Origin of the sequence: Shinella sp. H4-D48 (assembly GCF_022637395.1) — a bacterium.
Lineage (GTDB): Bacteria > Pseudomonadota > Alphaproteobacteria > Rhizobiales > Rhizobiaceae > Shinella > Shinella sedimenti.
The window spans coordinates 123,604-136,834 of record NZ_CP093339.1; the positions used below are offsets into that span (position 1 = coordinate 123,604).

General features: G+C 60.0%; 11 protein-coding genes. 10 read left to right on the top strand and 1 reads right to left on the bottom strand.

Annotated elements, in window-relative coordinates:
* Positions 1–102 precede the first annotated feature (102 nt).
* Together MNR02_RS21690 and MNR02_RS21695 are read left to right on the top strand one after the other, a co-directional pair.
* Entirely contained in the window at positions 103–1,071 is a 969-nt protein-coding gene (locus tag MNR02_RS21690; protein ID WP_241949815.1) for a helix-turn-helix domain-containing protein, read from the top strand.
* Between the two features lie 365 nt (positions 1,072–1,436).
* Positions 1,437–2,339 carry a transporter gene (locus MNR02_RS21695; protein ID WP_241949816.1) on the top strand — a complete coding sequence of 301 codons (903 nt, stop codon included), beginning with the start codon at positions 1,437–1,439 and terminating at the stop codon, positions 2,337–2,339.
* Positions 2,340–2,795: 456 nt separating this feature from the next.
* Here MNR02_RS21695 and MNR02_RS21700 read toward each other — a convergent pair whose 3' ends face one another.
* Positions 2,796–3,809, bottom strand: coding sequence for an AraC family transcriptional regulator (locus MNR02_RS21700; RefSeq protein ID WP_241949874.1), 1,014 nt, complete (start codon positions 3,807–3,809; stop codon positions 2,796–2,798).
* Positions 3,810–3,941: 132 nt separating this feature from the next.
* Between MNR02_RS21700 and MNR02_RS21705 the strand changes: the two genes are divergently transcribed.
* The 8 genes from MNR02_RS21705 to MNR02_RS21740 all read left to right on the top strand — a co-directional run bounded on the left by MNR02_RS21705 (position 3,942) and on the right by MNR02_RS21740 (position 13,229).
* Positions 3,942–5,630 (top strand): acyl-CoA synthetase, encoded by a 1,689-nt coding sequence (locus MNR02_RS21705; RefSeq protein WP_241949817.1) that lies wholly within the window; start codon positions 3,942–3,944, stop codon positions 5,628–5,630.
* Complete coding sequence (locus MNR02_RS21710; RefSeq protein WP_241949818.1) at positions 5,627–6,394, top strand: SDR family NAD(P)-dependent oxidoreductase; 768 nt, start codon at positions 5,627–5,629, stop codon at positions 6,392–6,394. Before MNR02_RS21705 ends, MNR02_RS21710 begins: the two co-directional genes overlap by 4 nt.
* Positions 6,395–6,467: 73 nt before the next feature.
* The gene (locus MNR02_RS21715) at positions 6,468–7,658 is read left to right on the top strand and encodes an acetyl-CoA C-acyltransferase (RefSeq protein ID WP_241949819.1); all 1,191 of its coding nucleotides are present in this window, start codon (positions 6,468–6,470) and stop codon (positions 7,656–7,658) included.
* On the top strand, positions 7,658–8,785 hold the full coding sequence (locus MNR02_RS21720; RefSeq protein ID WP_241949820.1) for an acyl-CoA dehydrogenase family protein: 1,128 nt from the start codon (positions 7,658–7,660) through the stop codon (positions 8,783–8,785). Before MNR02_RS21715 ends, MNR02_RS21720 begins: the two co-directional genes overlap by 1 nt.
* A 9-nt stretch (positions 8,786–8,794) precedes the next feature.
* On the top strand, positions 8,795–9,568 hold the full coding sequence (locus tag MNR02_RS21725; RefSeq protein WP_305854565.1) for an enoyl-CoA hydratase-related protein: 774 nt from the start codon (positions 8,795–8,797) through the stop codon (positions 9,566–9,568).
* On the top strand, positions 9,501–10,661 hold the full coding sequence (locus MNR02_RS21730; protein ID WP_371746786.1) for an enoyl-CoA hydratase/isomerase family protein: 1,161 nt from the start codon (positions 9,501–9,503) through the stop codon (positions 10,659–10,661). The genes MNR02_RS21725 and MNR02_RS21730 overlap by 68 nt, the downstream gene beginning before the upstream one ends.
* A gap of 1 nt (position 10,662) precedes the next feature.
* Positions 10,663–11,565, top strand: coding sequence for a 3-hydroxyisobutyrate dehydrogenase (mmsB, locus tag MNR02_RS21735; protein ID WP_241949822.1), 903 nt, complete (start codon positions 10,663–10,665; stop codon positions 11,563–11,565).
* Positions 11,565–13,229: an electron transfer flavoprotein-ubiquinone oxidoreductase gene (locus tag MNR02_RS21740; protein WP_241949823.1), complete on the top strand. Its 1,665-nt coding sequence runs from the start codon at positions 11,565–11,567 to the stop codon at positions 13,227–13,229. Before mmsB ends, MNR02_RS21740 begins: the two co-directional genes overlap by 1 nt.
* The last annotated feature ends 2 nt before the right edge of the window (positions 13,230–13,231 follow it).

Here is a 13,231-nt window from a genome sequence, read left to right on the forward strand (position 1 = left end):
TCGGTGCGTGGGAATTGATGACCACGCGCGCAGAACACGCCGTTTCGATAAAAAGCATAAGGATGCGGCGGGAGGGGTTAATCGCGAGTCGGGAGTTAAGGGATGACTGTTTGGACCACGGAGAATATGCCCGAGAAAGACCAGTTTAGTTACTGGCGCGAGGTTCTTTGCGAGGCATTCATAAATCTACTGCCGGAGCGTCGAACGAACGGAGGCTTTTCAAGTCGCGTTGAAGCGAGACTTATCTCCGATACCAACGTCGTCAACGTCACGTCGCAGTCCCAGATCGTGCATAGGCGAAGTCGGGAAATTAAACGAGACGATGGCAGTTATTTTTTTCTCAACCTGCAGCTCGCCGGTTGCAGCCGCGTCGCGCATGCGGGGCGGGAAACCTTGGTTTACCCGGACCAGTTCGCGATAGTCGATTCGACACGTCCCTATTCTCTCGATTTTATCGATAACTGGAACGTCGTCTCGTTCCGCATCCCGCAACATTTGCTACGCCCGCTTTTCAACAGACCTGATGCAGCGATTGCTGTGACAGTGGGGCGTGATAGCGGTGTTGGAGGGGTACTGATCGATTTTCTCAAGTCGGTTGCTGGCAAGGCGCGGGATATCGATCCGAGCTCGGCCGAGGTGATTTCGCGCAGCATCGCACAGATGACCGCGGTTGCAATGGGCGCGACACAGCCTGCTCTGGAATCCAGCCGCGATATTCTTCGATCTGAATTGAAGCGGTCCATAGCGCGTCACATCGAAGAAAATGCCGCCGATACGGACATGAATATCGACAAGGTGGCACTACGTTTTGGCGTATCCAGACGGCAAATTCAGCGCCTGCTCCACGAGCAGAACACGTGTTTCGAAAGGATGTTACTGGAGAAACGTCTTGATCATTGCGCTGATACGCTCGCCAATCATCAGTCCCGATTGTCCATATCGGAAATTGCCTTTGCCTGGGGATTTAATGATCTTTCGCATTTCAGCCGGACCTTCCGCAAACGGTTCGGGGCCAGCCCGCGTGAGTTCCGGGAATCGCACCACGGCGGGCGGCTGCGCTTCGTCTTGTAGGTAGCAGGATGAGCGCAACTGGGGGCGAGATCATATCCGGGGGCCGTGAAGACCGGACAGGGTAATCGTCAGGACCACGAAAGCGTCTTATCCGTTCAGGGCAGAGCCGGGCCGGGCCGCACGACGGGCTAAGCAGGACGAACCGAAGGCCAATAGCCTCTCCCATTCCATCGCTGAAATCCAATGCTCTTGTCGTCACAGGAAAGGATGGCGCATGTCCATCGAACGCCCGCCTGCAGCACACTTGTCGCCCGTTCGTGCATTCGAACTCAATGGACACTGGAACACATTTTGACATCACCAGGAAATACCAATCGGGGCGGATCGAATGCGATATCCGCCCGCTAACAAGGGGAACGAATGAGATGCATTTTCTGAATAAACGGACCAAATTGCTTGCGGCGTGGCTGGCATCTGGCTTTGCGATGAGTTCACCGGCCAAGGCCGTGGATCTTGATGCGCTGGATCTAATTCCGGCTCCTAGCGGAACGAATGCCGTTCTGTCCTATTCGACCTTCGCCACGCGGGGAAGTTTCGTCACCACTGATGAACAGACGATCAAGGACGGAACCGGGCTGGATTCCTATGTGGGCATACTTCGCTATGTCCATTATACCGATATCGGCGGCCTGGCGTTTGCGCCGCAAGTGCTTCTGCCCTACGGCCGCTTGTACGATGGCAGCATAGGGGGAACGGCGCTGGAATCGGCAAGCGGCATCGGCGATCCGATCTTCGCGGCGCCGCTCTGGCTCGTCAACAACAAGGAAAGCGGGACGACATTCGCCGTTGTGCCATATCTCTTTGTGCCACTTGGGTCCTACGATGCCGGCGATGCGCTCAATCTGGGGGAGAACCGATGGAAATTCGATCTCCAGATCGGCGGTACGCAAGCACTGGGCAACGGTTTCACGGTGCAGGCGTCATTTGATGCCATGTGGTATGGGCGCAATCGCGATGCGATTTCAAACGGCGTCGGGCTGCTTGAGCAGGACAATACCTATCAGGGGCAAATCTGGCTGTCGTACACGCCGCCCGTTGATACGAGCTGGAACGTGGCCGTTGGCTATTCGAAATACTGGGGTGGAGAACAGACACTGGACGGCATTGCGACCGGTTCTGCGACCAAGTCGGACCAGATCCGGTTGCAGGTCGCGAAGTTTCTGACACCGACATTCCAGATCCAGGGTCTTCTGCAGCGCGACGTGCGTGTGGAGGGCGGCTTCAAGGAAGATACCCGCGTGACGTTGCGTTTGATGAAGTTGTTCTAGGAGCCGGAGATTTACGCGTCGTTCCTGCAAAAGAAGATACGATTTCTTTGACAACAGAGGCGACTGCCGTGTCGCATAGTCACACAGAGCTGAATTCCCGAAAGGGCAACCGGGTAGGTGTCACGGCCTGACGGCAATATGGAGAGGGACGGAGGACCGGGCATGCTCGCTGTGCTCCTCTGCCCTCCGCTCCACACGTGTGCGTCACATTGATAACGCATGAGGAGAACTGGGAATGAGCAGTTTCGTGGTGGCGCACTTCTTCGCGTGATGCCTCTGAGACAGGCGGACCATCCCGTTCAATAAGCTTGTGACTGCGAATATAGAGCTGAAAAGACTTTGATCGGATAATGACGAGTGGATTGTTGCCGCGCAAGGCAATCCGCTATGCAGGATCAGATTGCTTATCCGCCGCTGATCTATCGCTCGGCTCGCTGTGTCAAATCGAGGGATGTTTCAATCTGCGTCATCTCCAGCGGAGCGATCGCCGATGGACTGGCGAAAGGCCGCAGGCGTTATACCGGACCATTTTATGAAGGCGCGATAAAAGGCGCTTGGTTCTGCGTAGCCCAATCGAGCCGCGGTATCCGCTACGCTGAACTTCTGTGTGCCCATCAGGTTACGCGCCTGTTTGTACCGAATTTCGTCGCGAATGGCGATAAAACTCTGTCCCTCGCTTTTCAATCTGCGCCGCAAGGTTGCCGGAGACAGCTTCATCTCACCGGCAAAGGCCTCAAAATCCGGCCAGTCTGCCGCATCCGTCATTTCAAAGCGGTTCCGCAAGCGCGTGGATATGCCCTGGTCATGACGGTAGCGCAGCAGGATATTGGCGGGCGCACCGCGCAGGAAGTGCCGCAGCGATTTTTCATCCCGGATTATCGGCAGCGTTAGATAGGTTGCGTTGAAGACAAGCATGCCGCGTGATCGTTCGAAGTGCACTGGCGCACCGAAAAACTGCAGATAATCGCGACGATTTACGGGAGCTGGACAGGCGAAGTCGACCCGCCGCAGCGGTATCCGCCGCCCGATCAGCCAGCAGAGAATGCCAAGCAGGATGAGCCAGTAGGTTCGATAGGCAAAGGCGGGCCGCGGCGCATCGGCGCTGGTCAGAATGATTTCCGCTTGCCCGTCCTGGTGGCGCAGTTCTCCAGTCGGGCTGTCGAGCACGATGTTGAGAAACGTCAGGGCCCGTCGCAGGGCCTGCTCCAGCGTCCCTGCATGTAAAACAGCCTGACACAAGAGCTTAAAACTCCCCGGGCGCATCGGCCTTGCCCCCAGCCCGAAAAATTCGTCTCCGGAGAGCGCCGCGATCTCAAGCCAGAGCGCACCGTATTGCTCGTTCGAGACATAGTCGGGCACACAAGGTGAAATATTCGCCCGCGCCAAAGCCACGGATGGATCGAGATTTCGGCGCCGCAAACAATCAAGGGCGTCCTCGACGAAGCCCGATGATATCATACGTCGCTCAATCACGGCATCGCCTTCATTGTTTTTTCAATCACCAATCATGTTCATGGCTGTCATTGTTTGCAAGCCAAAACTTGATAGTTTCTATGAATACCCGGAGGAGACGCGTTCAGCGCGGGTTTATAGGAGGAAAGCATGCTGCATTCACTAGGTGATGCGCCAAAACCCAGCTATGCGGCCGAAAAATCGGCATTCCAACTGAAAGAGGCCATCGGACTTCTTGCCGGTGATCTGGACAATGCAATCAATGCCTGCGTGGAATGTTGTGACAGGCATGTGGGGGGCGACAAGGTCGCGCTTCGCTGTCTTTCTGCCGATGGTGTGTTGCGTGAATATTCTTTCGAACAACTGCGCGACATGTCGGCGCGTGCCGCGAACTTTTTCGCGTCTCAGGGTGTGAGGCAAGGAGACGTCGTCGCAGGCATGCTGCCGCGGACGGTGGAGTTGCTGGCGGCCATCCTGGGCACGTGGCGGATAGGCGCCGTGTATCAGCCGCTTTTCACCGCCTTCGGACCGAAGGCGATCGAACATCGGCTTAAGATGAGCAATGCCCGACTGGTGGTGACGAACACGCCGAACGCGTCGAAGTTTGCCGAGATTTCGGACCGTCCCACACTCGTGCTTGTTCGTGTTGAAGGCGAACCGTGCAGCGACGGTGTGATCGATTTCCGCAGTGCTCTTGCTGCGAGTAGTCCGACCTTCGAGCCGGTCATGCTCAAGGGCGACGATCTCTTTATGATGATGTCGACATCCGGCACCACCGGGCTTCCCAAGGGTGTTCCCGTTCCGTTGCGCGCCCTTGTCTCGTTCTCCGCCTATATGCGCTACGCCATCGATCTGCGCGAGGATGACGTCTTCTGGAACATTGCCGATCCGGGCTGGGCCTATGGACTGTATTACGCGGTAATCGGCCCCTTGATGCTGGGATGTGCGACCGTGTTGTACGAAGGCGGTTTTACGGCGGAAAGTACCTATAGCATCATCGCGCGACTGGGTGTTACCAGCCTGGCGGGATCGCCGACTGCGTATCGGTTGCTGATTGCCGCGGGTGACGAGGCGGCGGCGGGTGTTAAAGGGCGGCTGCGTGTCGTCAGCAGTGCCGGCGAGCCGCTCAATCCGGAGATCCTGCGCTGGTTCGAAACGCGTCTGGCCGCACCCATTTACGACCATTACGGCCAGACTGAAACGGGCATGGTCGTCAACAACCATCACGGGCTGACCCACGCGGTTCGGCCCGGTTCAGCGGGATTTGCCATGCCGGGCTACCGCGTCGCCGTGCTCGACGACGAGGGCCGAGAGCTTGGTCCCAACGAGCCCGGCGTGCTGGCCGTCGACATCGCCAACTCGCCTCTCATGTGGTTCAAGGGCTATTTCCAACAGGAAACACCGGCGATCGCCGGGGGCTTTTACCGCACTGGCGATACGGTCGAGGCCGAGGCCGATGGATCCATCAGTTTTATCGGCCGTGAAGACGATCTCATAACGTCGTCCGGCTACCGCATCGGCCCTTTCGATGTCGAGAGTGCTTTGACCGAGCATGCCGCCGTGGTCGAGGCTGCCGTGATCGGTGTGCCGGATCCGGATCGCACGGAAATCGTCAAGGCTTTTGTCGTGCTTGGCAAAGGTGTGGAGGCCACGCCCGCGCTCGCCGAGGAACTGGCGCAGTACGTCAAGAGGCGTTTGTCCGCCCATGCTTATCCGCGTCTCGTGGATTTCGTCACGGAATTGCCCAAGACGCCGAGCGGCAAGATACAGCGGTTTTTGCTGCGCAAGGCAGAGATCGACAAAATGAATGCTGACCAGAATCAGGATCATTCGGCATGAAGATTGAGAAGAGTGTGTTTCTGGTCAGTGGGGCAGGTTCCGGCCTCGGTGCTGCTGTCGCCGCGATGGCGGTGAAGGCGGGTGCTCGGGCCGTGCTTCTGGATGTGAACACGGATCGTGGGGCAGCGCTGGCGGCAGAATTGGGTGAGGCGGCCCGCTTCGTGCGCGCCGACGTCACCAACCCCGATGACGGTGCCGCGGCGGTAAGGGCCGCCATCGAAACATTCGGCCGCGTCGATGTGCTGGTCAACTGCGCCGGCGTGTGCCCCGCAGAAAAGATCGTCGGTCGTGAGGGGCCGCACGGCCTTGAGAGCTTCGCGAAAACGGTGGCGATCAATCTTGTCGGCACGTTCAATATGCTGCGTCTCGCAGCGGACGCTATGGCGAAGCAGACGTCCCACGATAACGGGGAGCGTGGCGTAATCGTCAACACCGCTTCGGTTGCGGCGTTCGAAGGGCAGATCGGGCAGGCCGGCTATGCTGCCTCCAAGGGCGGTGTTGCATCGCTCACATTGCCGGCGGCACGCGAACTGGCCCGGCACGCGATCCGCGTCATGGCAATTGCGCCGGGAATTTTCGAAACGCCCATGGTGTCAGGCTTGCCACAAGACGTGCAGGATGCGCTCGGCGCCTCCGTTCCCTTTCCGCCCCGTCTCGGGCGTCCGGCGGAATATGCGTCGCTGGTGCGCCACATCGTCGAAAACCCGATGCTGAATGGCGAGGTCATCCGCCTCGACGGCGCGCTCAGGATGCCGCCGCGCTGATTCCCTTTGCATGCTGAAAACCGGGCTAGTTTGTCGATTGCACGCTGCAACGGGATGAGCAGGAGAAACAAAGATGAATGAACGAGATCCCATCGTGATCGTCGGCTCCGCCCGCACACCCATGGGCGGTTTCCAGGGCGACCTTTCCGGTGTTCCAGCGGCGACACTCGGTGCAGCGGCCATAGACGGCGCGCTGTCGCGGGCCGGCCTGGGCAAAGAGAACGTTGAGGAAATCCTTATGGGCTGCGTGCTGTCGGCAGGACAGGGGCAGGCGCCGGCGCGTCAGGCGGCGATTGCCGCTGGGCTACCGCTGACGGCCGGTGCCACCACGCTCAACAAGATGTGCGGTTCCGGCATGAAGTCCGTCATGCTCGCCCATGACCTGATCTCTGTCGGCTCAGCGGATATCGCCGTCGCCGGCGGTATGGAGAGCATGTCGAACGCACCTTATCTTTTGCCGAAGGCACGAACCGGTCACCGTATGGGGCATGGGCAGGTTCTCGACCACATGTTTCTCGACGGGCTGGAAGATGCCTATGATAAAGGCCGCCTGATGGGCAGCTTTGCGGAGGATTGTGCCGAGGCCTATCAGCTCACCCGGGAAGCGCAGGATGCGTACGCGCTGGCCTCTCTGGAACGGGCCAGACGGGCAATCGCCGAAGGCCGGTTTGCAGCCGAAATCGCGCCGGTAACGCTTCCTGCGGGCAAAGCTCAGGCCGTTGTTTCCATTGATGAGCAGCCGGGCAAGGCACAGCCGGAAAAGATTCCCAGGTTGCGACCGGCGTTTCGGGAGGGTGGAACAGTGACCGCGGCCAATGCCTCATCCATTTCGGACGGGGCGGCTGCGCTGGTACTGATGCGGGCGTCCGACGCAGAGCGCCGTGGGTTGACGCCGAGGGCGCGCATTGTCAGCCATGCGACATATGCCAGCGAACCTTCGCTTTTTGCGACTGCCCCTATCGGAGCGCTGCGTCGGTTGTCACAGCGAACGGGCTGGGCGCTCGGGGATGTCGATCTGTTCGAGATTAACGAGGCTTTTGCGGTGGTCGCCATGGCGGCGATGAGAGAGCTCGACCTGCCGCATGACAAGGTCAATTCGAACGGCGGCGCCTGCGCGCTGGGCCACCCCATCGGGGCGTCCGGTGCGCGCATTATCGTCACATTGCTGGCAGCACTTGAAGAACGCCGCCTTGACCGCGGCATGGCTTCGGTCTGCATCGGCGGCGGCGAAGCCACCGCAATCGCCATCGAAAGGATCAGCTGATGTTGCTTGACGACCTGCAGGAGCAGATTCGTGAGACAGCGCGTGATTTTGCCATTCATCGCCTGGCGCCCGGTGCTGCGGCGCGGGATCGGGAAAATGCCTTTCCTCGCGCCGAGTTGACGGAGCTTGGCGAGCTGGGATTTCTCGGAATGCTTGTGACGGAAGAGTATGGCGGCTCGCAAACGGGAACGGTTGCCTATGCGCTGGCGCTGGAAGAAATAGCCGCCGCAGACGGTGCGTGTTCGACAATAGTCTCCGTCCACTCCTCCGTCGGCTGCATGCCCATCATGCGCTTTGGGACGCAAGATCAGAAGGCGCGGTTTCTGCCGAAAATGGCTTCTGGCGAATGGATCGGCGGTTTCGCCCTGACCGAAGCGCAGGCAGGCTCCGACGCCTCGGCCTTGCGCACCCGTGCCCGTCTGGAGGGCGATCACTATGTCATAGACGGATCGAAGCAATTCATCACGTCCGGCAAGAATGGCAACGTGATCATCGTTTTCGCCGTGACGGATCCAGACGCAGGCAAGAAGGGTATCTCTGCCTTTATCGTGCCCACCGACACGCCGGGCTACAATGTGGTATCGGTGGAACACAAGCTGGGACTACATGGCTCGGACACCTGCGCACTCGCTTTCGACGGCATGCGCATCCCGGTGGAAAATCGGTTGGGTGACGAAGGCGACGGCTACAGGATTGCACTCGCCAATCTCGAGGGCGGACGCATCGGTATCGCCTCGCAGGCCGTGGGTATGGCGCGGGCCGCATTCGAGGCTGCAACGGCCTATGCCAAGGAGCGCAAAAGCTTTGGCAAGGTCATCATCGAACATCAGGCTGTGGGCTTCAGCCTCGCCGACATGGCGACCCAGATCGAAGCGGCGAGACAACTGGTGCTGCATGCGGCAAGCCTGCGTGATGCTGGACGGCCCTGCCTGACGGAAGCCTCTATGGCCAAGCTTTTCGCGTCGGAAATGGCTGAAAAGGTGTGTTCCGCAGCCATCCAGGTGCATGGCGGTTATGGCTATCTTGCCGACTATCCGGTCGAGCGAATTTATCGCGACGTCCGTATCTGCCAGATCTACGAAGGCACCAGCGAGGTGCAGCGCCTCGTGATTGCCCGCCAACTTTAGGAAATGGCCATGCCAAGCTCGATCGACATCAGCAGGGAGGGCCGCGTCGCACTGATTCGGCTCAATCGTGCAGCACAGCTCAACGCGTTGAATTCACAGCTCGCAATCGAGATGATTGCGGCCGTCGAAGCACTTGACGCCGACAAGGGCGTCGGCGCTTTGGTGATCACCGGTTCAGACCGCGCCTTCGCCGCAGGTGCCGACATCGCCGAAATGGCGGGCAAGAGCGCCCAGGAGATGATCGAGGAAAACTTCTTCGGGATCTGGGACCGCTTTGCAGACAGCCGCTTGCCGAAGATTGCGGCCGTCAACGGTTATGCGCTCGGCGGCGGTTGCGAACTGATGATGATGTGTGATTTTGCCATTGCAGGCGAAAGCGCAAAGTTCGGACAACCGGAGGTCAAGCTCGGCGTTATCGCAGGAATGGGGGGCACCCAGCGTATGACGAAGCAGATTGGCCGGGCCCTGTCGATGGATCTGCATCTGACCGGGCGCATGATGGGAGCAGAAGAAGCACTGCGCGCCGGCCTCGTGGCCCGTGTTGTGCCCGATGCCAATGTGATCGAAACCGCGATGGCCGCAGCGACACAGATCGCCGGCTATTCGCGTTCCGTATCGCGCCTGGCACGGGAAGCCGTCATGAAGGCTGAGGAGCTGTCTCTGCGCGAAGGCATTCTGTACGAGCGAGCCATGTTCCATCGGCTGTTCGGGACCAATGACCAGCGCGAAGGCATGGCTGCCTTTATCGAGAAGCGCCAGCCCGATTTTCAGAGAGAACAGTAGGATGTCCGAGGATTTTCCAAGAGACATCGGCGCGAACGATACGGTGCTAATGGGGGTTGATGGCGCATTGGGGCGCATTCATCTCAACCGGCCGGAGGCGTTGAACAGCCTCAATCTGGATATGGTGCGCAAGATCGCCTGGGAAATCGAAGCACTGGAAAGCAACCCCGCTGTTCGCGCAATTGCGTTGACCGGCGAGGGCCGGGCACTGTGCGCCGGTGGCGATATCAAGATGATCTGGCAAACTGGACGAACAACGCCGGAAGCGGCGCTCGCCTTCTGGGCGGAGGAGTACCGTCTGAACGCCCGGATCAGCCATATGCGCAAGCCCTGGCTCGCCGTCATGGACGGGATCTGCATGGGCGGTGGCGTTGGCCTTTCCGTTCATGGAAGCCATCGTGTCGTAACGGAGCGGACACGTTTTGCCATGCCGGAGACGGGTATCGGCTATTTTCCCGATGTCGGCAGCACCTGGACGCTGGCGCGGGCGCCAGAGCATCTCGGATTCTGGATCGGTCTCACTGGGGCAAGTATCGGTGCCGCGGACACGATTGCGGCCAGTCTTGCCGATGTCATGATTCCCTCCGAAGCCGTTCCGGGCTTGTTGTCAGATATTGCATCAGGCCGGACCGTGGATGCTGCCCTCGACAGCTACAGCGTCGATCCCGGTGCGTCGGCACTGAAGGACAATGCCGCTCTCATTGACCGCATATTCCGCATTGAGAACATCGCCGGGATTTTTGCAGCGCTGCGTGCCGACGGGTCGGATTTTGCGATGGCGACACTGGCGCATCTGGCGGGGAAATCACCGACTAGCCTCGTCCTGACACTGCACCTTTTGCGTGAGGCAAACGGCTCGACGTCACTCGAAGACTGCCTCGACCGTGAATACGCCGCCGATGCGACGATACTGGCAGGGCACGATTTCTATGAAGGTGTGCGTGCCGCTGTCATCGACAAGGATCGCGCTCCCGTCTGGTCACCGGCACGGCTGGAAGACGTCAATCAGGCAGCGCTTCTTGCCGCGATCAAGCCGCGTCCCTCGCTGTTTCCAAGGCTGCCGTCAGATTCTCTCCAATGGAAGGAAAATTGATATGACCCGGTCGATCGCTTTCATAGGTCTGGGGAATATGGGCGCGCCGATGGCGGGTAATCTCGTCAAGGCGGGTTACACAGTCACTGGCTTCGACGTAGCGCCAGCGGCACGGCACAATGCCGCCGAGCGTGGAGTACGGGTCGTCGATTCCGTGAATGCGGTCGTCGATGGTGTGGATGCCGTCATCTCCATGTTGCCAAACGCGGCACTCGTCCTCGACGTCTGGACACAGCTTGCTGATATCGTCCGTCCGGGAACTCTGGTCATCGACAGTTCGACAATAGATGTCGAAAGCGCGCGCGCCGCGCACCTGCTGCTGCCCGCCTGCGTGACGGTGGATGCGCCGGTCTCGGGGGGAACGGGCGGTGCGGAAGCCGGAACACTGAGCTTCATGCTGGGTGGCGAAGCTGACGCGATCGAAGCCGCGCGTCCGGTGCTCGAGCCGATGGCCGGACGTATCATTCCCTGCGGAGCAGCAGGAGCGGGACAGGCGGCGAAGCTCTGCAACAACATGCTGCTGGGTATTTCCATGATCGGTGCGGCCGAAGCGTTCGTGCTGGGAGAGAAGCTGGGACTGGAACATCAGGCACTGTTCGATGTCCTGTCGACATCGTCTGGTCAATGCTGGTCGGTCAACACCTATTGCCCGGTGCCGGGCCCCGTTCCGACGTCACCGGCAAACCGTGATTATGCACCGGGATTTGCGGGCGCTCTGATGCTGAAGGACCTGCGCCTCGCCAGCCAGGCCGCGACCGATTGTGTGGCGGCAACCCCGCTGGGTGCAAAGGCGCGGCGGCTTTACGAGGCGTTTGTGGCGTCGGGGCAGGGCCACAAGGATTTCTCCGCCATTTTCGCTTATTTAAGGGATAATCACGTCGAGCACGGTGAGCAAACTGTGTGATGGTTCAAGCTGTGAACTGTTCCGAACGCGAAAGCATGGAATTCGACGTTGTGATCGTCGGTGCGGGTCCTGCCGGCCTTTCGGCGGCGATCCGGCTGAAGCAGGTCAATCCTGATCTCACCGTCGTCGTGCTGGAAAAGGGCTCGGAGGTCGGCGCGCACATTCTTTCCGGCGCCGTGGTCGATCCCATCGGCATCGATCGCCTGCTGCCGGACTGGCGCGAGGATGCCGATCATCCGTTCAAGACCGAGGTCACGGACGACCATTTCCTGTTCCTCGGCCCGGCCGGCTCGGTGCGCCTGCCCAACGCCTTCATGCCACCCTTGATGAACAACCACGGCAACTACATCGTCTCGCTCGGCAATGTCTGTCGCTGGCTGGCGACCAAGGCGGAAGAGCTTGGCGTCGAAATCTATCCCGGCTTTGCCGCCACCGAAGTGCTCTACAATGACGAAGGCGCCGTCATCGGTGTGGCCACCGGCGATATGGGCATCGAGCGCAACGGCGAGCCCGGCCCGAACTACACGCGCGGCATGGCGCTGCTCGGCAAGTATACGCTGATCTCCGAGGGCGTGCGTGGTTCGCTTGCCAAGCAGCTGATCGCGACGTTCGACCTCCAGAAGGATCGCGAGCCGCAGAAATTCGGCATCGGCCTCAAGGAACTCTGGCAGGTCAAGCCGGAGAACCACAGGCCCGGCCTCGTGCAGCACTCCTTCGGCTGGCCGCTCGGCATGAAGACCGGCGGCGGCTCGTTCCTCTATCACCTCGAAGACAACATGGTCGCCGTCGGCTTCGTGGTGCATCTCAACTACAAGAACCCCTACCTTTATCCCTTCGAGGAGTTCCAGCGCTTCAAGACGCATCCGGCGATCCGCGGTACCTTCGAGGGCGGCAAGCGGCTGTCCTACGGCGCGCGTGCGATCACCGAGGGCGGCTACCAGTCGGTGCCGAAACTGTCCTTCCCGGGTGGAGCGCTGATCGGCTGCTCGGCCGGCTTCGTCAACGTGCCCCGCATCAAGGGCAGCCACAATGCGGTGCTGTCGGGCATGCTGGCAGCCGAGAAGCTGGCGGATGCGATTGCGGCCGGCCGCGCCAATGACGAGCCGATCGAGATCGAGCAGGGCTGGCGCGACAGCGCCATCGGCTCGGACCTCAGGAAGGTGCGCAACGTCAAGCCGCTCTGGTCGAAGTTCGGCACGGCGATCGGCGTGGCGCTGGGTGGTCTCGATATGTGGACGAACACGCTTCTCGGCTTCTCGTTCTTCGGTACGCTCAAGCACGGCAAGACCGATGCGGCCTCGCTGGAACCGGCGGCGAAGCATCAGCGGATCGACTATCCGAAGCCGGATGGCGTTCTGACCTTCGACCGCCTGTCCTCGGTGTTCCTGTCGAACACCAACCACGAGGAAGACCAGCCGATCCATCTGCAGGTCAGGAATCCCGAGCTGCAGAAGACGTCCGAACTCGACATCTACGCCGGCCCGTCGACGCGCTACTGTCCGGCAGGCGTCTACGAGTGGGTCGAGAAGGATGGCCAGGACGTCTACGTCATCAATGCGCAGAACTGCGTGCACTGCAAGACCTGCGACATCAAGGACCCCAACCAGAACATCAACTGGGTGCCGCCGCAAGGGGGCGAAGGGCCGGTCTATCCGAACATGTAAAT

Bases quoted from the DNA above. Each gene is read 5' to 3' on its own strand.
- MNR02_RS21715 (WP_241949819.1), top strand. From the start codon at position 6,468: ATGAATGAACGAGATCCCATCGTGATCGTCGGCTCCGCCCGCACACCC.
- MNR02_RS21710 (WP_241949818.1), top strand. From the start codon at position 5,627: ATGAAGATTGAGAAGAGTGTGTTTCTGGTCAGTGGGGCAGGTTCCGGC.
- MNR02_RS21730 (WP_371746786.1), top strand. From the start codon at position 9,501: ATGACCAGCGCGAAGGCATGGCTGCCTTTATCGAGAAGCGCCAGCCCG.
- MNR02_RS21725 (WP_305854565.1), top strand. From the start codon at position 8,795: ATGCCAAGCTCGATCGACATCAGCAGGGAGGGCCGCGTCGCACTGATT.
- MNR02_RS21690 (WP_241949815.1), top strand. From the start codon at position 103: ATGACTGTTTGGACCACGGAGAATATGCCCGAGAAAGACCAGTTTAGT.
- MNR02_RS21740 (WP_241949823.1), top strand. From the start codon at position 11,565: ATGGTTCAAGCTGTGAACTGTTCCGAACGCGAAAGCATGGAATTCGAC.
- MNR02_RS21705 (WP_241949817.1), top strand. From the start codon at position 3,942: ATGCTGCATTCACTAGGTGATGCGCCAAAACCCAGCTATGCGGCCGAA.
- MNR02_RS21720 (WP_241949820.1), top strand. From the start codon at position 7,658: ATGTTGCTTGACGACCTGCAGGAGCAGATTCGTGAGACAGCGCGTGAT.
- mmsB (WP_241949822.1), top strand. From the start codon at position 10,663: ATGACCCGGTCGATCGCTTTCATAGGTCTGGGGAATATGGGCGCGCCG.
- MNR02_RS21695 (WP_241949816.1), top strand. From the start codon at position 1,437: ATGCATTTTCTGAATAAACGGACCAAATTGCTTGCGGCGTGGCTGGCA.